The organism is Arthrobacter sp. BK1 (genome assembly GCF_056680055.1).
In genome coordinates this window covers 392,433-414,029 of the sequence record NZ_CM155263.1, presented here as the reverse complement: position 1 = coordinate 414,029, position 21,597 = coordinate 392,433, and the positions used below count along the sequence as shown (strand labels likewise).

The 21,597-nt window shown below is 63.9% G+C and carries 14 protein-coding genes and 1 tRNA gene; 13 read left to right on the top strand and 2 right to left on the bottom strand.

Annotation, left to right across the window (positions count from 1 at the left end; translation table 11 throughout):
• Window positions 1–34: 34 nt before the first annotated feature.
• The 3 genes from gltB to pyk all read left to right on the top strand — a co-directional run bounded on the left by gltB (window position 35) and on the right by pyk (window position 7,676).
• Window positions 35–4,648 (top strand): glutamate synthase large subunit, encoded by a 4,614-nt coding sequence (gene gltB / locus AC1MCA_RS01815; protein WP_108600903.1) that lies wholly within the window; start codon window positions 35–37, stop codon window positions 4,646–4,648.
• Window positions 4,641–6,098 carry a glutamate synthase subunit beta gene (locus AC1MCA_RS01810; protein WP_479800808.1) on the top strand — a complete coding sequence of 486 codons (1,458 nt, stop codon included), beginning with the start codon at window positions 4,641–4,643 and terminating at the stop codon, window positions 6,096–6,098. The genes gltB and AC1MCA_RS01810 overlap by 8 nt, the downstream gene beginning before the upstream one ends.
• 84 nt (window positions 6,099–6,182) lie before the next feature.
• Complete coding sequence (gene pyk / locus AC1MCA_RS01805) at window positions 6,183–7,676, top strand: pyruvate kinase (protein WP_479800806.1); 1,494 nt, start codon at window positions 6,183–6,185, stop codon at window positions 7,674–7,676.
• Between the two features lie 98 nt (window positions 7,677–7,774).
• On the opposite strand, the gene AC1MCA_RS01800 is transcribed toward pyk, so the two are convergent.
• Entirely contained in the window at window positions 7,775–8,380 is a 606-nt protein-coding gene (locus tag AC1MCA_RS01800; RefSeq protein WP_108600906.1) for an ANTAR domain-containing response regulator, read from the bottom strand.
• A 204-nt stretch (window positions 8,381–8,584) separates the two neighbouring features.
• Here AC1MCA_RS01800 and AC1MCA_RS01795 point away from each other — a divergent pair.
• Window positions 8,585–8,666 (top strand) — tRNA-Leu (locus AC1MCA_RS01795).
• 1,544 nt (window positions 8,667–10,210) lie between these two features.
• On the opposite strand, the gene AC1MCA_RS01790 is transcribed toward AC1MCA_RS01795, so the two are convergent.
• On the bottom strand, window positions 10,211–10,963 hold the full coding sequence (locus AC1MCA_RS01790; protein WP_479800805.1) for a TetR/AcrR family transcriptional regulator: 753 nt from the start codon (window positions 10,961–10,963) through the stop codon (window positions 10,211–10,213).
• A gap of 99 nt (window positions 10,964–11,062) precedes the next feature.
• Between AC1MCA_RS01790 and AC1MCA_RS01785 the strand changes: the two genes are divergently transcribed.
• The 9 genes from AC1MCA_RS01785 to dmpG all read left to right on the top strand — a co-directional run bounded on the left by AC1MCA_RS01785 (window position 11,063) and on the right by dmpG (window position 20,957).
• Window positions 11,063–11,890: an alpha/beta fold hydrolase gene (locus AC1MCA_RS01785; RefSeq protein ID WP_479800803.1), complete on the top strand. Its 828-nt coding sequence runs from the start codon at window positions 11,063–11,065 to the stop codon at window positions 11,888–11,890.
• Complete coding sequence (locus tag AC1MCA_RS01780) at window positions 11,887–12,894, top strand: VOC family protein (protein ID WP_479800801.1); 1,008 nt, start codon at window positions 11,887–11,889, stop codon at window positions 12,892–12,894. The genes AC1MCA_RS01785 and AC1MCA_RS01780 overlap by 4 nt, the downstream gene beginning before the upstream one ends.
• 98 nt (window positions 12,895–12,992) lie before the next feature.
• Window positions 12,993–14,600, top strand: coding sequence for a bifunctional 3-(3-hydroxy-phenyl)propionate/3-hydroxycinnamic acid hydroxylase MhpA (mhpA, locus tag AC1MCA_RS01775; RefSeq protein WP_479800799.1), 1,608 nt, complete (start codon window positions 12,993–12,995; stop codon window positions 14,598–14,600).
• A 32-nt stretch (window positions 14,601–14,632) separates the two neighbouring features.
• The gene (locus AC1MCA_RS01770; protein ID WP_479800797.1) at window positions 14,633–15,502 is read left to right on the top strand and encodes an alpha/beta fold hydrolase; all 870 of its coding nucleotides are present in this window, start codon (window positions 14,633–14,635) and stop codon (window positions 15,500–15,502) included.
• A 52-nt stretch (window positions 15,503–15,554) separates the two neighbouring features.
• Window positions 15,555–17,270: a bifunctional 3-(3-hydroxy-phenyl)propionate/3-hydroxycinnamic acid hydroxylase gene (locus AC1MCA_RS01765; RefSeq protein ID WP_479800795.1), complete on the top strand. Its 1,716-nt coding sequence runs from the start codon at window positions 15,555–15,557 to the stop codon at window positions 17,268–17,270.
• Window positions 17,239–18,177 carry a 3-carboxyethylcatechol 2,3-dioxygenase gene (locus AC1MCA_RS01760; RefSeq protein ID WP_479800793.1) on the top strand — a complete coding sequence of 313 codons (939 nt, stop codon included), beginning with the start codon at window positions 17,239–17,241 and terminating at the stop codon, window positions 18,175–18,177. The genes AC1MCA_RS01765 and AC1MCA_RS01760 overlap by 32 nt, the downstream gene beginning before the upstream one ends.
• Window positions 18,177–18,983, top strand: a complete 807-nt coding sequence (locus AC1MCA_RS01755; protein WP_479800791.1) for a 2-keto-4-pentenoate hydratase — start codon at window positions 18,177–18,179, stop codon at window positions 18,981–18,983. Before AC1MCA_RS01760 ends, AC1MCA_RS01755 begins: the two co-directional genes overlap by 1 nt.
• A 10-nt stretch (window positions 18,984–18,993) precedes the next feature.
• Window positions 18,994–19,932, top strand: a complete 939-nt coding sequence (locus tag AC1MCA_RS01750) for an acetaldehyde dehydrogenase (acetylating) (RefSeq protein ID WP_479800789.1) — start codon at window positions 18,994–18,996, stop codon at window positions 19,930–19,932.
• Window positions 19,933–19,934: 2 nt separating this feature from the next.
• Window positions 19,935–20,957, top strand: a complete 1,023-nt coding sequence (gene dmpG, locus AC1MCA_RS01745; RefSeq protein ID WP_479800787.1) for a 4-hydroxy-2-oxovalerate aldolase — start codon at window positions 19,935–19,937, stop codon at window positions 20,955–20,957.
• Window positions 20,958–21,597 lie beyond the last annotated feature (640 nt).

Sequence of the window (21,597 nt, the reverse complement as noted above, 5' to 3'; positions counted from 1 at the left end):
TCCATACGCACGATCTCGAGGAAGGACGTCTTCGATGACCCATCTTCATAGCCCACGTTGGTCCGAAAAAATAGGATCAGAGGGCCCCGTCTCTCCATTCAAGCGCTTCGCCGCGCTTCCGGAGGCGCGGGGTCTGTACAACCCGGACCATGAAAAAGACGCGTGTGGCCTTGCTATCATCGCGACGCTCCGCGGCGAACCCGGCTACGACATTGTCGACGCCGCCCTGACCGCCCTGCGCAACCTCGAGCACCGCGGCGCCGTGGGCGCCGATGAGGGCACCGGTGATGGTGCAGGACTCCTGATGCAGATCCCGGACGAGTTCTTCCGTGCGGTCACCGAATTCGAACTCCCGGCTCCCGGCCAGTTTGTGGCCGGCACTGCCTTCCTGCCCGCCGAAAAGCGCGAAGCCGATGCCGCCAAGGCCGGCATCGAAGGGCTCGCCGCTGATGAGGGCCTCACCGTGCTGGGCTGGCGCGAAGTACCCATCGTCGCCGACCTCGTGGGCGCCATGGCGCGTGCCTGCATGCCGTACTTCTCCCAGCCTTTCCTGGCCGCGGCCAACGGCGAAGAGCTGGACCGCAACGAGCTGGACTCGCGTGCCTGGCGGATCCGCAAGCGTGCGCAGAACAAGTTCGGCGTGTACTTCCCGTCGCTGTCCTCCCGCACCATCGTCTACAAGGGCATGCTCACCACGGCGCAGCTCGAGCCGTTCTATCCTGACCTGTCGGACAAGCGCTTCAAGACCAAGCTGGCCATTGTCCACTCGCGCTTCTCCACCAACACGTTCCCGTCCTGGCCGCTTGCCCAGCCCTTCCGCACCATTGCCCACAACGGCGAAATCAACACGGTCAAGGGCAACCGCAACTGGATGCGTGCCCGCCAGTCGCAGCTCGCCAACCCGCTGCTGGGCGATTCCCCGGAAGAGCTGTACCCGATCTGCACCCCTGGTGCCTCGGACTCCGCTTCCTTTGACGAGGTCGCCGAGCTGCTCTGGCTCTCCGGCCGGCCCATCACCCACTCGATCATGATGATGATCCCCGAGGCCTGGGAAAACCACGCCACGATGGATCCGGCCCGCCGCGCCTTCTACGAATACCACTCGCTTCTGATGGAGCCGTGGGACGGTCCGGCCGCAGTCTCCTTCACTGACGGTAACCTTGTGGGCGCCACCCTGGACCGCAATGGCCTGCGCCCCGGCCGCTACTGGATCACCGAAGACGGCCTGATTATCTTCGCTTCCGAAGTTGGTGTGATCGACGTCGAAGCTTCCAAGGTGGTCAAGAAGGGCCGTGTCTCGCCTGGCAAGATGTTCCTGGTGGACACCGACTCCGGCCGCATCATCGATGATGAAGAGGTCAAGGCCGAGGTCGCTGCGGCGAACCCGTGGGCCGAGTGGGTCAAGGACAACCTGATCGACCTCAACAACCTCCCCGAGCGCGAGCACGTGGTCCACACGGCTGCTTCGGTAAACATCCGCCAGCGGACCTTCGGCTACACCACCGAAGAGCTCAAGATCCTGCTCGGCCCCATGGCCCGCACGGGTGCCGAGCCGCTCGGCGCCATGGGTTCGGACACGCCGGTGGCTGTGCTCTCGAAGCGACCGCGCCTGCTGTTCGATTACTTCGTGCAGTCCTTTGCACAGGTCACCAACCCGCCGCTGGATGCCATCCGTGAAGAGCTGGTCACGTCATTGACGTGTGCCATCGGCCCGAACGGCAACCTGCTGGACACCAAGCAGGTCCGCCAGCCCCAGGTCCAGCTTCCCTTCCCGGTGATCAACAACGACCAGCTCGCCAAGATCGCCAACATCGAAAACGCCGACGGCGACCGCGTGGCCATGAAGGTCCGCGGACTCTACCGCCCCGAAGGCGGCGAGAACGCGCTTCGTGCCCGCCTGACGGAAATCTGCGAGCAGGTTTCCGGCGCCATCAACCGCGGTGTGCAGTACGTAGTCCTCTCGGACCGCGACTCGAATGCCCAGTGGGCGCCCATCCCGTCGCTGCTGCTAGTCAGCGCCGTGCACCACCACCTCCTCCGCAGTGCCAACCGCACCAAGACCGCCCTGGTGGTCGAGGCCGGTGACGTCCGCGAGACGCACCACGTTGCGGTGCTGATCGGCTACGGCGCGTCAGCCGTGAACCCGTACCTGGCAATGGAATCCGTGGAACAGCTCATCAGCAGCGGGGACGTCGTTGGCGTCACCGCGCAGGATGGCGTCTACAACCTGATCAAGGGCCTCGGCAAGGGTGTCCTGAAGATCATGTCCAAGATGGGCATCTCCACCGTGGCGTCCTACACCGGAGCCCAGACGTTCGAAGCCCTGGGCCTCGGACAGGAGCTGGTGGACGAATTCTTCGCCGGAACGCACTCCCAGCTCGGCGGCGTCGGCCTCGACGTCATCGCAGCTGAAGTCTCCGCGCGCCACCAGATGGCCTACCCGGAGGGCGGCATCGAGCAGCCGCACCGCCCGCTTCTGGGCGGCGGCGAATACCAGTGGCGCCGTGACGGCGAGCCGCACCTTTTCAACCCTGAGACCGTCTTCCGGCTGCAGCACGCCACACGTGAGCGCCGCTATGACATCTTCAAGGCCTACACCAAGGGCGTGGATGACCAGTCCGAGAACCTGATGACCCTGCGCGGGCTCCTCAAGTTCAAGACCGGCAACCGCCCGCCGGTGCCGCTTGAGGAAGTGGAGCCCGTCTCCAGCGTGGTCAAGCGTTTCTCCACGGGTGCCATGAGCTACGGCTCCATCTCCCAGGAAGCCCACGAAACCCTCGCGATCGCCATGAACCAGTTGGGCGGCAAGTCCAACACCGGTGAAGGCGGCGAGGACGTGGACCGCCTGCTGGACCCGAAGCGCCGTTCCGCCGTCAAGCAGATCGCGTCCGGCCGGTTCGGCGTCACCAGCCTCTACCTGAGCAACGCTGACGACATCCAGATCAAGATGGCGCAGGGTGCCAAGCCCGGCGAAGGCGGCCAGCTGATGGCACAGAAGGTCTACCCCTGGGTGGCCCGGACCCGCCACTCCACGCCCGGCGTCGGTCTCATCTCTCCGCCGCCGCACCACGACATCTACTCGATCGAGGACCTCGCGCAGCTCATCTACGATGCGAAGCGCGCCAACCCCTCGGCCCGGGTCCACGTCAAGCTCGTCTCCGAGGTGGGCATCGGCACAGTTGCCGCCGGCGTGACGAAGGCGAAGGCCGACGTCGTACTGGTCTCCGGCCACGACGGCGGAACCGGCGCCTCGCCGCTGAACTCGCTCAAGCACGCAGGTGTGCCGTGGGAGCTGGGACTTGCTGAGACCCAGCAGACCCTCATGCTCAACGGCCTGCGTGACCGTGTAGTGGTACAGGTGGACGGCCAGCTCAAGACCGGCCGCGACGTGGTTATTGCCGCCCTGCTGGGCGGCGAGGAATTCGGCTTCGCCACCGCGCCGCTGGTGGTGGAAGGCTGCATCATGATGCGCGTCTGCCACCTGGACACCTGTCCCGTGGGTGTTGCGACGCAGAATCCCGAACTGCGGGCACGCTTCACCGGCAAGCCCGAGTTCGTGGTCAACTTCTTCGAATTCCTGGCCGAGGAAGTCCGCGAGATCCTCGCGGAGCTCGGTTTCCGGAGCATCGAAGAGGCGATCGGCCACGCCGAGGCCCTGGACGCCCGCGAAGCGATCAACCACTGGAAGGCTGAGGGCCTGGACCTCGACCCGATCCTGCATGGTCTCGAATTCGATGATGACGCCCCGCTGCGCAACATGACCGGGCAGAACCACGAACTGGACAAGCACTTCGACCAGCGCCTGATCACCATGGCCACCGAAGCCCTGACCGACCGGAGCCCGGTGAAGATCGCTGTTGACGTGATCAACACCGACCGCTCTGTAGGCACCATGCTGGGCCATGTTGTGACCAAGACGTTCAGCACGGATGTGCTGGCCACGGACACCATCGACATCACCCTGACCGGTACTGCCGGCCAGTCGCTCGGTGCGTTCCTGCCGGCCGGCATCACGCTGCGCCTGCTGGGGGACTCGAACGATTACGTGGGCAAGGGCCTGTCCGGCGGTCGCATCATTGTCCGCCCGGACCGCACCAACGTCTTCAAGGCGGAGAACAACGTGATCGCCGGCAACGTGATCGGTTACGGTGCCACCAGCGGCGAGATGTTCCTGCGCGGCCAGGTGGGCGAACGCTTCCTGGTCCGCAACTCAGGTGCCACCGCCGTCGTCGAAGGTATCGGCGACCACGGCTGCGAGTACATGACCGGCGGGCAGACGCTCATCATCGGCCGCACCGGGCGCAACTTCGGCGCCGGTATGTCCGGCGGTACGGCGTACGTGCTGGACCTGGAGACCACGAAGGTCAACAAGGACGCGCTGCAGTCAGGTGAACTCCAGCTCCGCGAGCTCGACGCCGAGGACCGCGACATCGTGCACGGCCTCCTGGTCAAGCACCACGAGGAGACCGAATCCCTGCTCGCTGCCCGGTTGTTGGACAACTTCGACGACACGGCCGCCCGCATTACCAAAGTGCTGCCGCGCGATTACGCTGCAGTCCAGCAAACCCGCCTTGACGCCATCGAAGAGGGTCTCGACCCTGACGGCGAAGAAGTTTGGTCTCGAATCCTGGAGGTGACCGGTGGCTGATCCACGCGGATTTCTCAAAGTACGCCAGCGTGAAACCCAGCCGCGCCGTCCCGTTCCCGTCCGCATCATGGACTGGAAGGAAGTCTATGAGGCCCAGGAAAAAGGTGTCCTGAAGGCACAGGCGGGCCGCTGCATGGACTGCGGCGTGCCGTTCTGCCACCAGGGCTGCCCGCTGGGCAACCTGATCCCGGAGTGGAACGACCTCACCTGGCGCGACAAGGGCGAGGAAGCGATTGAGCGGCTTCATGCCACCAACAACTTCCCCGAGTTCACCGGCCGGCTCTGCCCGGCACCGTGTGAGGCGTCCTGCGTGCTGGGGATCAACCAGCCGGCGGTGACCATCAAGCAGGTTGAGGTCTCCATCATCGACGAAGCGTTCGAGAACGGCTGGGTCACCCCGCTGCCCCCGACGCGCCTGACCGGCAAGACCGTTGCCGTCGTCGGATCCGGTCCGGCCGGGCTTGCCGTCGCACAGCAGCTGACCCGCGTTGGCCACACTGTGGCGGTATACGAGCGCGACGACAAAATCGGCGGCCTCCTCCGGTACGGCATTCCTGACTTCAAAATGGAGAAGGACCACGTTGACCGCCGCGTCGAGCAGATGAAGGCCGAAGGCACCCGCTTCCGCACCGGCGTCGCCGTGGGCACCGATGTGACCTGGGAACAGCTCCGCCGCCGCTACGACGCCGTGGTGATCTGCACCGGCGCCACCGTGCCGCGTGACCTGCCCATCCCGGGCCGCGACCTCGACGGCGTGCACTTCGCCATGGACTACCTGGTGCCCGCAAACCGCGTGGTGGCGGGGGAGACCATCGAGAACCAGATCAACGCCAAGGGCAAGCACGTGGTCATCCTCGGCGGCGGCGACACCGGCGCCGACTGCCTCGGCACCGCGCACCGTCATGGTGCCGCCTCGGTGACCACCCTTGCCATCGGCAAGCAGCCGCCGTCGGAACGAGCAGGGCACCAGCCCTGGCCCACGTTCCCCACCCTCTTCGAAATGGCCAGCGCCCACGAGGAAGGCGGCGAACGCACGTACCTCGCCTCCACGGTGGAATACGTGGGGGAGAACGGCAAGCTCACCGGCGTGAAGGTTGCCGAGACGGAATTCGTCGACGGCAAGCGCCTGCCCAAGGCAGGCACCGAGCGGATCATTCCCGCGGACCTCGTGTTCCTGTCCCTGGGCTTCACCGGACCGGAACCGTCAGGGATCAACGAGCAGGTCAAGGCCGACTTCGACGGCCGCGGCAACGTAGCCCGCGACGGTTACTACATGACCAACACCGAGGGCATCTTCGTGGCCGGTGACGCCGGACGCGGCCAGTCGCTCATTGTGTGGGCCATCGCCGAAGGCCGTGCCGCAGCGGCTGCCGTGGACAAGTTCCTCATGGGCAGCACCATCCTGCCGGCCCCGGTGGCTCCCACGGACCGCGCCATCGCCGTCCTCTGATCCGGCGCTCCCACGCTCCGGCGTTCGCCGCAGGTTCATCTCCACAACAACTTAACCAATGCAGCAAACTACTAGGGTAGGTATATGAGACGCGCTAAGATTGTGGCCACTTTCGGCCCGGCAATTGCCAGCTTCGAAAACACGCTTGCGGTGTTGGAAGCCGGTGTGGATGTCGCCCGGATGAACATGAGCCACGGCGATTACTCCGTGCACGACAACACGTATGAGAATGTCCGCAAGGCGGCGGCCCAGCTGAGCAAGCCCGTAGCGATCATGGCTGACCTGCAGGGTCCCAAGATCCGCCTGGGCCGGTTCGTGGACGGTCCCCACGTCCTCGCCGAGGGTGACACGTTCACCATCACCACAGAGGACGTGCCGGGCACCAAGGACATCTGCTCCACCACGCTGAAGAGCCTCACCGAAGACGTCAACGTGGGCGACGCCCTGCTGATCGACGACGGCAAGGTGGCGCTGCGTGCCATCGAGGTGGACGACGTCAAGGTTGTCGCCACGGTGACCGTGGGCGGGTCCGTGTCCAATAACAAGGGCATCAACCTTCCCGGCGTGGCAGTGAACGTCCCGGCGCTGAGCGAAAAGGATGAGGACGATCTCCGCTGGGCCATCCGCCGCGGCGTGGACATGGTTGCCCTCTCTTTCGTCCGCGATGCGACTGATATCAGCCGCGTGCACGAGATCATGGACGAAGAAGGCCGCCGCGTGCCGGTCATCGCCAAGATCGAGAAGCCGCAGGCCGTGGAGCAGCTGCACGAGATCATCGACGCGTTCGACGCGATTATGGTGGCCCGTGGCGACCTCGGCGTGGAACTTCCGCTCGAGGAAGTGCCGATCGTCCAGAAGCGCGCCATTGAACTGGCACGCAGGTGGGCCAAGCCGGTCATCGTGGCAACCCAGGTCCTGGAATCCATGATCGACAACCCGCGCCCCACCCGCGCGGAGGCTTCGGACTGCGCCAACGCCGTGCTGGACGGTGCCGACGCTGTCATGCTGTCCGGTGAGACCAGCGTGGGCAAGTACCCCATCGAAACCGTCAAGGTCATGGCCCGGATCATCGAATCCACCGAGGTCCACGGCCTGGAGCGCGTCCCCCCGCTGGGCACCAAGCCCAAGACCCGCGGTGGCGCCATCACCCGTGCCGCCGTCGAAATCGCCGACCAGCTGGAAGCAAAGTACATCTGTACGTTCACCCAGTCCGGCGACTCGGCACGCCGCCTCTCCCGCCTGCGCCCCATCAAGCCGGTGTTCGCGTTCACGCCGGTGGAGCACGTGTGGAACCAGCTTGCGCTGACCTGGGGCATCCAGCCGGTGCTGGTCCCCATGGTGGGCCACACCGACGAAATGACCGCCCAGGTTGACCGCAGCCTGCTGGAACTGGACCTGGTGGAAGACGGTGACCTGGTGATCATTGCTGCCGGTTCCCCTCCCGGAAAAGCCGGTTCCACCAACTCGCTGAAGGCGCACAGGGTAGGCGATCTCGCCGACACCTCACGTCTGGGCGAAGAAGGCGGAGCACCGAAGGAAAAGCTTGGCCCGTGGCCGGAAAAGAAGAAGAAGTCCTAGCTATTAGGCTTTAGCACAAAAGGGAGGATCCCCGCCGATTGGCGGGGATCCTCCTTTTTGCTTTGTTACTTGGGGCTTTGTTGCTTTGGGGCCGGCTGTTAGTTGACCTGGTTGATGATGGTCTCGGCGACCTCGCGCATGCTGAGGCGGCGGTCCATGGAGGTCTTCTGGATCCAGCGGAAAGCTTCCGGTTCCGTCAGGCCCATCTTGGTGGTCAGCAGGCTCTTGGCACGCTCCACCAGCTTGCGGGTGGCGAACTGCTCCTGGAGGTCAGACACTTCGCTTTCGAGGGCCTTGATTTCCTCGTGGCGGGAGAGTGCGATCTCCAGCGCCGGGATGAGGTCCGCGGGGGTGAAGGGCTTGACCACGTACGCCATGGCTCCGGCGTCGCGGGCCCGCTCCACCAGTTCCTTCTGGCTGAACGCGGTCAGCAGCACCACGGGGGCGATGCGGGCCTTGACGATCTTCTCAGCGGCAGTGATGCCGTCCATGACGGGCATCTTCACATCCATCAGGACCAGGTCCGGCTTGAGCTCCTCAGCCAGTTGCACGGCCTTCTCGCCGTTGTCAGCCTCGCCCACAACCTCGTAGCCCTCGCCGCGCAGGATTTCGATGATGTCGAGGCGGATGAGGGTTTCATCCTCGGCCACAATGACGCGGCGCGCCGGCTGGGACGTGGGGTTTGACTCCGTCTGTTCAGTCACGGGATCTCCTTGGAAAGGTACGGGGGAACATCACCATCTTAGGTGGGCCCGCGGCCGTACTTTGATCTGCATGGGTTGGTTGCGGCGTCGGCGGCGCGATTCTGGAATTCAGCCTATCTGCATGTAGAGTAATTCCGCGTACGTGAAGTGATCGCGTTGCTCACAATCAGCTGTGGGCGTACCCTGTTGCTCCATGTATTCCGCGCCCGAGTGGCGGAATTGGCAGACGCGCCGCACTCAAAATGCGGTATCGAAAGGTGTGTGGGTTCGAGTCCCACCTCGGGCACGTTTTCCCACGTCAGGGGCATTTTTTGCTCCTGATATGTGTACATTTACCCTCCGTTGGCCCCTCTGAGACCGGCTGCGGAGTGCACCTGGCGCCGCGCGCGCCTATGAAGTTATTTGAGTGGACGGCTCAGAACCCTGGCGAGTAGACCCTCCGTTTGCTGGGATGTGGGGGCATTTGTGTCTCCTTTCCGGTTGATGTGGCGGCCCTAGTTGGTCTGTCACCTATTCATGTCTCGCGTTTGCGCTGACGACATGACCTGGATGAGATTTCTTGAGATCCTTTCGCTATTTTCGCTCCATCTTGGAGTCTGGGGGAGCGGGAATGTGGCCGTTTGTCCGGCCAAAGGGGTGTGGACATTGTCCACACCGTGTCCACGGGCGGTTGTTCACCTTGCAGTTTCGTCCCTTCCTGGAACTTTCGGTTGGTACCAGTTCATGCGTCAGGACGTTCCATGCGACATGACCTGGGCGAGAAATCGGTGCCCCTCGCCTCGTGACGGTTTGATCGGCTGCCCAACTGGCCATCTCTTTAGGTCTTTCTGCTGGTCGTCCGTTTCTGATGACACGTATCCATGTTCTGCGTCGACGATTCTGACATGACCGGCGGGGGAGACCGGGCGTGGAAGCCTGTCGTGGCCGCGGCGAGGGTGCCGTCGAGGGCGGTAGCGCCGGCTTGAACGGCGCGCGCGTGACTTGGAGCGATGGTGTGCGGGACTGAGGCCCACCGACTGTTGCTATGTCGCCGCAGTTCAGAGGCGTTTCAGGCTCAGTGTGTGGACAAATTCGCCAAGACGTGTGGACACGCGGCACGCGTCTTCTTCAACTTTCTTCACTGAACCGCGTCAGGAAGATGACCCATGTGCATCCCGGGTGGAGTGATGGAGACGCGACGGCAGCGGTGGGGGACCCGAATCGACTTCCGCAGCATCATGGGACAGGCTGGTGGATTTTCGAGGCTGATGGGTGTCAGACGGCATTGCCTGCAGCCGGGCTTGCTGGATAGTGTCGGTGACGGTCGAAAACTGAGCCCTTGTGGTGTTTGGTTGGAGCGTCCGGCAGGCCTGGTCTTGCTCGTTGCCCCTCCAGTGACAGGCCGCAGCCGAGCATCAGGCTCATCAGGCGGCGAGGCGTTAGTCCGGGTCAAGGTTCGGGCGAGCTCCATGAGGTCGGACGCGCGATGGAGCCTTTGCCATTCCATTAGGCGATGCACGCGAGGACGGTCAGCGGGGCTGCCGCGTACTCTAGGCCCGCGACAGCGTGGAGCCGCCTCAGTAGTCTTTCGGCGATGTCGATGCGATCCCAGCCCGAACCCGAACGGCACTTGTGGGGTCAAGGACACGGTGAAGTGGTCAAAATCGTGTCGAGTGCACAACCCGCTCAGAAAGGCCCTCGGACGTCGTAGGTGTCCAACACGGAGTCCTCTGCTGACGTTATTTTCCGTGCAACGAAGAGGCGCCTCGGGTCTTTCTTCCATGCTGAAACTTCTCTTGACCGGTCCTTTCCATTTGCCGGGCTTCATTGAGTCGTTCCCGAGGTTCGCACTCAGGTGTATTGAGTATTGATGCCTCGTAGGGCGTCCTCGGCCAGGCCGACAAGGGCCGTGGCTGCGTGATCAAGCATCACGGCCGGCGTAACCGGCGAGCCAGCTTTGATCGTGAGGTAAATCCCGTCAATCATCGCGACGGCAAATTCATCCAGTTCAGAGGCAATCTGTTCGGAGGCCTGTTCCCCGTACTCCTCATAGGCGCCTTTGATCCAGCGGTGCATGAAGGCTACGCCCTCGGTCCGCACCGCAGTGGCGACGTCATGGAATGCCTTCTCGCGGTGCCGTTGGCTGTTCAGCCGGAACATCAGCTGCAGCTGGATAAACTGAGCGTGCTCGGGATCTTCGATCAGAGAAAGGCCGGTGCGCAGGAACATCTGGTGGAGCCGCTCACTGGGGGTTCCCGCAAACCAGTCAGGATCATCGAAAGCGCCGAAAAAGTGTCGGGCACCGCGTTCCATGACCGCCTCCAGGACGCCTTCCTTGCTGGAGAAATGCCAGTAGATGGAGCTGGACGGTAATCCGGATTCCTTGGCGAGCTGCGACATGGAGGTTCCGTCGTAGCCGTGCTCAGCCATCAGCCTGGCAGCCGTATCGATAATCGTCTGGCGCGATACCTCGCCCAGTTCTTTACGTTTGTCATGCATTGGCATTCTCTTGGCAGGCATTACTGAAGAATATCCCCCTGCCGCCGCCTGCGGCTCAGCCGGACGACGTTCCCCCGTAACGGATGACGCCTCTACCAGATTCATTTGGTTACTCATTTTGAGAAGCATCCCATTCCATCGCTTGTGACTGTGCTCACCATCAGTGTACTATCTGGAATGATCCATACAGAAAGGCGATCAACGATGACGTCAACATTGGAGATCACGTCGCAACAGGTCGATGTCGGTGACACCACCCTGCACGTGTCCATCTCTGGCCAGGGCTTTCCTCTGGTCTGGCTGCACGGCAGCGGCCCCGGCGCGAGCGGGCTTTCCAACTTCCAGGCCAATCTGGAGGCCTTTCCGGACTTCCGGAACCTGGTCTTCGACCACCCCCGCTTTGGTGCATCGGGGCGACCTCACATTGAAGGCGCGCTGATTCCTTACAGCGGCGAACGGATCCTGAAAGCTTTGGACGCCTTGGGTGTGCAGCAGTTCAGCCTCATCGGCAACAGCTACGGCGGCGGCGTCGCAGCCTGGATCGCGGCGACCGCCCCGGACCGGGTGGCTTCGCTGATCCTGATGGCCCCGGGCGGGCTGACGCCGAAGCATGTCACGAAGTCCGAGGACATGCCGTACGGCATCCAGCTCATCGTCAAGGCGATGACCCAGGGCGTGGACCGGGAGCTGCTGCGGGAATTCACCGGGGCCATGGTTTACGATCCGGCGCTCGTTACCGACGAACTTGTCGAGCAGCGCTACGAGGCAGCTGTGAAGAACAACCCGGAAATTGAGGGCGTCCCCCACATGGGAGACCTTACGGAACTGCTGGGCAGCATTACCGCCCGCACCCTGATCATCTGGGGCCGCGAGGATCGGTTCCTCCTCCCGGGTTGGGCGATCCTCTGGCTTGAGGCGATTTCCAACTCGGAGCTGCACGTGTTCCCGCACTGCGGGCACTGGGCTCAGTACGAACAACTCAACTCATTCAACAGACTCACCGGCGAGTTCCTTAGGAGCGAAATATCATGACGATCTACAACCCCGGACCGCAGATTGCCCAGGCCGGCGCAATCACCCTCGGCACCCCTGACCTTGAGAAGTCCCTGGGCTTCTTCCGTGACCTGCTCGGCATGGAGGTCGTCTACGAAACGGCCGACGTCGCGTACCTGCGCGGCTACATGGAACTTACCCATCACTCGCTGATCCTGCGCCGCTCGGATGAGGCGGTTGTCGATGCCTACAGCTTCCGCGTCAAGCGACCGGAAGACGTGGAGCTGTTTTACAACGAGCTCCGGGCCCAGGAGATCGAGGCCATCGAACTGCCCGCGGGGCACGAGGTCGGACGCGGCGAGGCCGTGCGGTTCATCTGGCCCGGAGCCGGCCACCCGCTGGAGCTCTACTACGGCATCGATAAGCCGCTGGCTCCGGAGGAGATCCGTTCCCACCTGCCGTCCAACAGCTCCAAGCGCAGCGGACTCGGCATCCGCCGGATCGACCACTTCAACGTCCAGTGCGCCCCGGGCGACATGAACGCGGCGGAGAAGTGGGTCCGCGAAACCCTCGGTTTCAAGCGCCGCGAATTCATCCACATCCCCGAGAGCCAGACCCTGCTGGCTTCCTGGATGTCCGTCACCCCGCAGGTCCATGACCTTGCCCTCGTCGCGAACCCCTTTGAGAAGTCCGCACAGCTGCACCACGTGGCCTTCAACCTGGAGAACTTCTCCGATCTGATGACGGCTGCCGACGTCCTCAAGGACCACGACGTGCAGTTCGACGTCGGACCGGGCAAGCACGGCATCGGCCAGGCGCTCTACCTCTACGTCCGCGACCCGGGCTCCGGCCACCGCGTGGAGCTCTACGCCGGCGGCTACTTGATCTTCGACCCGGACTGGGAAGCCATCGAGTGGACGCCCAACACGGTCGGTGACGGCCTGACCTGGTACGGGGATCCGCTGCAGATGGGCCCGGACAACCCCATGGCACCGACCACCAACTCAGCACCCCTTCATTCGCTCGCAGCCCTGCGGGCCTAACAGGCGCTTTGCCGGGACCGCGCCCTTGCGGTCCCGGCAGCATTTCCCATCCTTCGTCCTCAGCTGAGGACATGATCCTTTCAGTGAGGAAAGGTCCCATGAGCACCGACTCCTTTGACTATGACGTGGCTATCGTCGGTTACGGCCCCAGCGGCGTCACCGCAGCCAACTTCCTGGGCCAGTACGGCATCAGCACCGGTGTGTTCGAACGCGCCATGGACATCTACCCCCGCGCCCGGGCCGTGACCATGGACGAATACACTCTGCGGATCTTCCAGCAGGCGGGCCTGGACGAAAAACTGCTCGCAGACATGGACCGCCGGTCCGTCCTGCGTTGGAAAACTTACGCGGGCAAGGAGTTCCTCCGGATGACTCCGTCAGCCTCCGGCTACGGACAGCCCGCCAGTCCCCAGATCTACCAGCCCGCCGTCGAGAAAACCCTGCGCGAAGGAGCCGGCCGCTACCCCGGCGTCGTGGACGTGAACTTCGGCGAGGAAATGACGACCATCAGCCAGGATGACGACGGCGTCACCATCACCGTCCAGAACAAGGCAACCGGCGCCCTGCGCACTGTACGGGCCCGGTACGTTCTCGCGTGCGACGGCGGCAGCAGTCGGGTGCGGGAAACCCTGAAGATGGAGCTGCACGGCAAGAGCAAGACCACCGAATGGGTCATCGTCGACGCCAAGGTCAAGACGTGGTGGCCCGAGCGCGACCTGCTGACTTTCTGGTCCGACCCCATCCGCCCGGTCGTGGACATCCCGCTGGCTCTGGGCCATCACCGCTGGGAACTGCCACTGCGCTCCCATGAGAACAAGGAAGACTTCCAGAGCCGTGAAGCACTGTGGAAGCTGCTCGAACCGTTCGGGGTGACCGCGAACGAGGTCGAAATCCTCCAGCATGCCTTCTACACTCACCACACACTGATGGCCAAGCAGTGGCGCCAGGGACGGGTCTTCCTCGTGGGCGACGCGGCGCACATGATGCCACCATGGGCTGGGCAGGGCATGCAGTCCGGCGTGCGGGACGCCCACAACATCGCCTGGAAGCTGCGGCTCGTCCTGAACGGCCAGATGCCCGACGGGCTGTTGGACCTCTACCAGGCCGAACGCGAACCGCACGTACGGGAAATGACCAAACTCGCCGAGACCCTTGGCTTCATGATCGAGGAAAGCAACCCGGTAAAGGTCGCGATCCGCAACCACGGGCTGCCCCTGCTGCAAAAGCTGCCCAAAATCGGCACGATCATCCGTGAATTCCGCTTCAAGCCCAAGCCAACCGTGACCGCAGGGCTGATCAACGGAAAGGTCACAAGCGGCAGCGCCGTCGGCCGGATGATCCCGCAGCCCGTGGTGGCCACCACAGAAGGCACCCAAGTGAAACTCGATGACACCCTCGGCGACGGGTTCGCCGTCCTGGGCTTCAACACCGACCCCCGGGACGTCATGACACCCGAACAGGCCACCGGCTGGGAACAGCTCGGCGCCAGATTCCACACCATCCGCGCCACCACACAGGCCCCGCGGCTGGACACAGACCTCGTGGATTTCAACAACGTCCTGACCCCATGGGCGGTCAAACACGGCGCCCGCGTCCTGGTACTGCGCCCGGACCGGTTCGTGCTGGCCACGGACAAGTCAGGCCTTGACGTCCCGGAACTCTCCGGCCGCCGCGAAACTGCCCGCAGCATCATCGCAGTCCCATGACCCATACCTCGTCAACGTCAAGGAAACCACCAGTGACAGAGCGCCCCTACACCAGTGTCTGGTCCGACCTTACCCAGGTCGAATTCAGCCAAGGCTATCTTCAGGCAGGCCCCTACCGCACCCGGTACCTTCACGCCGGGGACTCCTCGAAGCCGACGCTGATCGCGATGCACGGCATCACCGGCCACGCCGAGGCCTACGTCCGGAACTTGAAGGCCCTTTCGGAGCATTTCGATGTCTGGGCCATCGACTTCATTGGCCACGGCTACAGCTCCAAACCCGAGCACCCGCTCGAGATCAAGCACTACATCGACCAGCTTCTTGGAGTCATGGACGCGCTGGGAGTGGAGAAGTCCAACCTGACGGGGGAGTCCCTGGGCGGCTGGGTCACTGCACAGTTCGCGATCGACTATCCGCAAAGGGTGGAGCGGATCCTGCTGAACACCATGGGCGGAACCATGGCCAACCCCGCTGTGATGGAGCGTCTCTACACGCTCTCCATGGAAGCAGCCAAGGATCCCTCGTGGGAACGGGTCAAGACCCGGCTCGAATGGCTCATGGCAGACCCCGCCATGGTCACCGACGATCTCATCCGCACCCGCCAGGCGATCTTCCAGCAGCCCGAGTGGCTCAATGCCTGCGAAGCCAACATGGCCCTGCAGGACCCGGAAACCCGGAAGCGGAACATGCTCACGGACGAGGCGCTGGCCCAGATCAAGGCCCCGGCGCTGGTGCTCTGGACCACCAAGGACCCCTCCGGCCCGGTTGATGAGGGCCGCCGCATCGCCGGGCTCATCCCCAACGGCGAACTCGCGGTGATGGAGAACTGCGGCCACTGGCCGCAGTACGAGGACCCGGAAACCTTCAACCGCATCTTCCTGGACTTCATGCTCGCCCGCTGACCAGGCCGGCTTCCCTTGCAAGTTTCACGCTTAGACAGAACAGAGAACGAACATGGAGTTTGACACAGACGTACTGGTGATCGGCGCGGGCCCCGTCGGCCTGATGCTGACCAACCTTTTGGGCACCTACGGCCAGAACGTGACCCTCCTCGAAGCGCTTCCCGGGCTCATCGACTACCCCCGCGGCGTAGGCATTGATGACGAGTCGCTGCGTTCCGTCCAGACCGCCGGACTCACGGACACCGTCCTGCCGCACACCACGCCCCAGCACATCATGCGGCTCGTCAACGGCAAGGGCCGCATCCTCACCCACAACGCCCCGACCACCGACGAATTCGGCTGGCCCCGCAAGAACGCCTTCATCCAGCCCCTGGTAGACCAGGCCATGCTGGAAGGCCTTGCACGCCACGCAAGCGTGGATGTCAGGTTCAACCACGAGGTCCTCTCGCTGCGCGAGACCGAAAACGGCGTCCTCGCCACAATCAATGTCACGGAGGCCAACGGCACGACCGACCTGCAGCAGATCCACGCCCGGTACGTGGTCGGCTGCGAAGGCGGCCGTTCCGCCACCCGGCTCTGGATGGGCGTGCTGTTCGACGGCAAATCCCCCTCCACCCGCTGGCTGGTCGTGGACGTCAACAACGACCCCCTTGGCACGCCCAACGTCTTCCTCGGTGCCGACCCGAAACGGCCCTACGTCTCCATCGGCCTGCCGCACGCCATCCGTCGCTGGGAATTCATGCTGTTCGACGGCGAGACCGATGACATGGTGACCGACCCCGACTTCGTGAACAGTCTCCTGGCCGATCACGTCCCGGATCCCGCCGGCTTGGACTTCATCCGCCGCCGGGTCTACACCCACCACGCCCGGATCGCTAGCTCGTTCCGCCGGGGCAAGGTCCTGATAGCCGGTGACGCCGCCCACCTCATGCCCGTCTGGATGGGCCAGGGCTGGAACTCCGGAGTCCGCGACGCCACCAACCTCGCCTGGAAGCTCGCCACGATCCTCCGCGGGCAGGCCACCGACGACCTGCTGGAGACCTACGACGTCGAACGCCGGGACCACGCCAAGGCCATGGTCGACCTGTCCCTCAGCCTGGGCAACGTCCTCAAGGTCACCCACCCCGCCCTGGTGGCCTCCAGGGACGCCATCGCGGCGGGCCTGAACCTGCTTCCCCAGGTGAAGTCCTACTTCGCCGACATGAAATTCAAGCCGATGCCGCGATACACCCGCGGCGTCGTGGTCGATCCCACCAGCCACAAACCGGGATCCGCAGTCGCCAGACTCACCGGCAGGCTGATCCCGAGCCTGACAGCCAACACGAAGATCTCCCCGGTCGGTGTCCAGTTCCCGCAGCCCCGCGTCACCACCCGCGAGCAATCCAACATCCTCCTCGACGAGGTGACCGGCAAATGGTGGACCGTCTTGGTCTGGGGCAACAATCCGAAAGAAGTCTTCCCCACCGAAGACCTCGCCAGGCTTGAGGAGCTGGGCGCGCAGCTGGTCTGCCTGGTCCCAGAAAGCCAGCGAGCCTGGTGTGAGGAGCGCTACCCGGTAGACGTCGTCGTTGCCGGCGACACCACCGGACGGCTCAAAAAATGGTTCGACGACCGTCCCACCCCTGTGGTGTTCATCCGCCCGGACCGCTTCGTCGCCGGAGCCTGCCTCGCCCAGGATGCCTCGAAAACGCTCAACGCCATTCTCACCGCAATGTCTTTCAAGGAAGGAGCAAGCAATGACACTCGCGCTCGTCTGCATGTCGCATAGCCCCCTGCTGGAGGTCACCACACCGCCGGAGGAAATCCAGAAGGATGTCGACTCCGCGTTCGCCGTCGCCCGGAAATTCGTGGAGGACTTCGACCCCGAACTGGTGGTCTCCTTCGCGCCCGACCACTACAACGGCTTCTTCTACGACCTCATGCCGCCGTTCTGCGTCGGCTACGAAGCCGTCGGCGTGGGGGACTACGGCAGCGAGGACGGCCCGCTCAATGTGCCTACCGCCGTCGCAAAGGATCTGGCCCAAGCCATCATCGACGCCGATCTCGACACAGCAATATCGCTCAAGATGGAAATCGACCACGGCGCCGTCCAGCCCCTTGAAGTGCTCTTCGGCTCCATCGCTGCCAAGCCCGTGATTCCGATCTTCATCAACTCCGTCGCGCCGCCCTTCGCCTCCATGCGCCGGGTGCGGCAGCTCGGCACCGCCGTCGGAAACTACCTCAAGACCCTGGACAAAAGGGTCCTCCTGATCGGCTCCGGCGGCCTGTCCCACGATCCGCCCGTACCGCAGATCGCCACCGCCACCCCCGAACAGAAAGCCATGCTGCTCAACGGCCGGCACCCCACCGCAGCCGCCAGCAACGCACGACAGCAGCGGGTCATCGACACCGCCGCAGCCTTCGCCAAAGGAGAGGCCGACATCATGGACCTCAACCCCGAATGGGACCGCCAGCTCCTGGACATCCTGGCCTCCGGCGAACTCGAGAAGCTGGACACCTGGACCGCTGCAGAAATGGCGGCATCAGCCGGCAACTCCGCCCACGAGGTCCGCACCTGGGTAGCGGCCTACAACGCGCTGCGCGCAGCCGGGGAATACACCGTGACCTCCGAGTACTATCGGCCCATCCCGGAATTCATCGCCGGCTTCGGCGTGACCACCGCGGTGGTGAAGTGATGGGGGCCCGCGCGGAAACGATCCGCGGCGAATTACTGGACCAGCTCGCCACCGAGCTGCTGGACGCCACCACAACACTGGTCCCGGTCGCGCCGCTGCGCGACCGCCTTGACGGCATGAACCTGGCGGACGCGTACTACGTACAGACCGCTCAGCTGGAGCACCACCTAGCAGCGGGGCGCGTACTGGCAGGTCGCAAGGTTGGACTCACGTCCCTTGCCATGCAGCGGCAGCTGGGCGTGGACTCACCCGACTTCGGGTTCTTCTTTGAGGACATGGTGCACCACGATGGGGCCCGGATCCCGGTGTCCGGGTTCATTCAGCCCAAGGTGGAACCGGAGTTCGGCTTCGTCCTGAAATTCCGGCTCCAGGGCCCCGGTGTCACTCTGGAACAGGCCGCGGCCGCCATTGGCGCCGTGTACCCGGCCATCGAAATCATCGATTCGCGCATCACCGACTGGGACATCAAACTCGTGGACACCGTGGCGGACAACGCCTCCTGCGGTGCTATCGCCGTCGGGACCCATCCTCTTGACGTCGACCCCTCCGCCCTGCTGGCCATCGAATGTTCCCTCATGATCGACGGCCAGGTACTCGGGACCGGAACCGGTGCCGACGTCATGGACAACCCCGTCGCCCCGCTCGCCTGGCTCGCCAACGTCCTCGGCGAACAGGGCGTGGCGCTGGAGGCCGGGCAGCTGATCCTCCCCGGTTCCTTCACCAAAGCCGAGCCGGTGCGCCCCGGAAGCACCGCCGTGGCGGACTTCGGCCCGCTGGGCTCACTGACCATCCACTTCACAGACTAAGGACACCCCCATGGTAAAGAAAACCGCCGCGATCGTCGGCTCAGGCAACATCGGCACCGACCTGATGTTCAAACTCATGCGCCGCAGCAAGAACGTCGAAGTCAAATACATGATCGGCGTCGACCCGGCCTCCGACGGCCTCGCCCGGGCCGCCCGGCTCGGCGTCACCACCTCCGCCGAGGGCGTGGACTGGCTCCTGGCCCAGGACGACCTGCCGGACTTCGTCTTCGAATGCACCTCGGCAAAGGCCCATCAGGTCAATGCCCCGAAGTACAAGGCCGCCGGCATCCACGCGATCGACCTGACCCCGGCCGCCGTCGGGCCTTACCTCTGCCCGGTCGTTAACCTGGACTCCCTTCAGGACGTCCTGAACGTCAACATGATCACCTGCGCGGGCCAGGCCACCACTCCCATCGTCGCCGCAGTGTCCTCCGTAGTGCCCGTTGACTACGCCGAAATCGTTGCGTCCATCGCCTCTAAATCAGCCGGGCCCGGCACCCGCGCCAACGTGGACGAGTTCACCGAGACCACGGCCCAGGCCCTGGAAGTTGTCGGCGGCGCCAAGCGCGGCAAGGCCATCATCATCATCAACCCGGTGGAACCGCCCATGATCATGCGCAACACCGTCTACTGCGCCATCCCCGCCGCAGCAGCCGAACCCGGGGAGCTGCAGGACAGGATCCGTGCCGCCATCGACGAAGCTGTCACGAAAATCCAGGACTACGTACCCGGCTACGCACTGCGCGTCGAGCCCCAGTTCGACCCTGCCCGGGAGGACTGGAACGGCAACGGACGGGTCGGTATCTGGATCCAGGTCAGGGGAGCCGCCGACTACCTGCCCGAATACGCCGGCAACCTGGACATCATCACCGCCGCCGCGACCCGCACCGCGGACCTGCTCGCGGACCGCATCGACGCCGCCACTCTGGCCGCAACCGTAGGAGCATAACCATGACCACATCACAAGAGATCAGCGTCCGGCTCACCGACACCACCCTGCGCGACGGCTCGCACGCCATGAGCCACAAATTTACCGAGGACCACGTCCGCTCCGTAGTCCGCGCCCTGGACGACGCGAAAGTGGAGGTCATCGAAGTCACCCACGGCGACGGACTCGGCGGCTCGTCCTTCAACTACGGCTTCTCGCTGACCCCGGAACTAGATTTGGTCCGTACTGCGGTCGACGAAGCGAAGAACGCCAGGATCGCCGTGCTCATGCTCCCGGGACTGGGCACCATCCACGACCTCAACCAGGCCCACGACGCCGGCGCCTCCGTCGCCCGCATCGCCACGCACTGCACCGAAGCCGACGTCTCCATCCAGCACTTCGCCCACGCCCGCAAGCTCGGAATGGAAACCGTCGGCTTCCTGATGCTCTCGCACCGGACCAGCCCGGAGAACCTGGCGAAGCAGGCACGGATCATGGCCGACGCCGGCTGCCAGTGCGTCTACGTTGTCGACTCCGCCGGTGCCCTGATCCTTGAAGACGTCTCCGACCGCGTCTCCGCCCTCGTCGCCGAGCTCGGCAACGACGCGCAGGTCGGGTTCCACGGACACCAGAACCTCAGCTTCGGCGTTGCGAACTCCGTCTACGCCGCACGGGCAGGGGCCAAGCAGATCGACGGCACCCTGCTGGCCCTGGGCGCCGGAGCCGGAAACTCGCCGACCGAGGTCCTCGCCGCAGCGTTTGAACGCCTGAACATCCACACCGGCGTCGACGTCCAGGGCGTCATGGCCGCTGCAGAAGACGTGGTCAAACCCATCATCACGCGCATGCCCATCATGGACCGGGCGTCCATCATGCAGGGCTACGCCGGCGTGTACTCCTCCTTCCTGATTCACGCCGAACGCGCCGCCGAGCGCTACGGCGTCCCCGCCTGGCAGATCCTTGAAGAAATCGGCAAGGCCGGCTATGTCGGAGGACAGGAAGACATGATCATCGATGTCGCCGTCCAACTCGCCTCCGCCAGTTAGACGGTTGCTTCAATAAGCCAGGGCGTCTGATGCACCGCGTCCGGCGCCCTGGGTCTCGACCCAGGTGAGGTATCCAATGACTTTCATCAGATTCGACAACTGGCGAAGACTCCCCGGAGCCGAAGTCGAAGTATGGCTCCGAGGAGCTCTGGAACGAACCGGCATCATGGACGCGGCGACCGAAGACTCGACCATCGCCTGGATCGCAGCCGATGCAGCAGGCCCCCGCCGCCTTTTCGAGCGAGCAAGTGGATTCGAGTTGAGGGTATCCCCGGAACAACTGATACTCAGGGCTGAACTCAAATTCAATCGCTAGTGCCCGCCACCGAGAATGCTCAAACAATTGCCAGCTGAAAATCTACGCCAGCACCGGGTTCTGCAAGATTGCCTGAGCGGGAAGCAGATTCCGGCGCACAACAAGCGCTCGGGAACGAACAACTACCCGCTGTGTAAGCACTGCATGGACAAGTAATACCAAGCGGGTGGTAGTGCCGGCCGGCTACCACCTGCTCTGGGTAGTCTGCTGCTCCATCAATCCTTGAGGCCGAGCTCACCTCCGCCGGCATCTGCGGCGTTTGGCAGGGTCACGTAATTTGATGACGTACGTGTCGGAAGAAATGGAGCTTGCGTTCGAGTGATG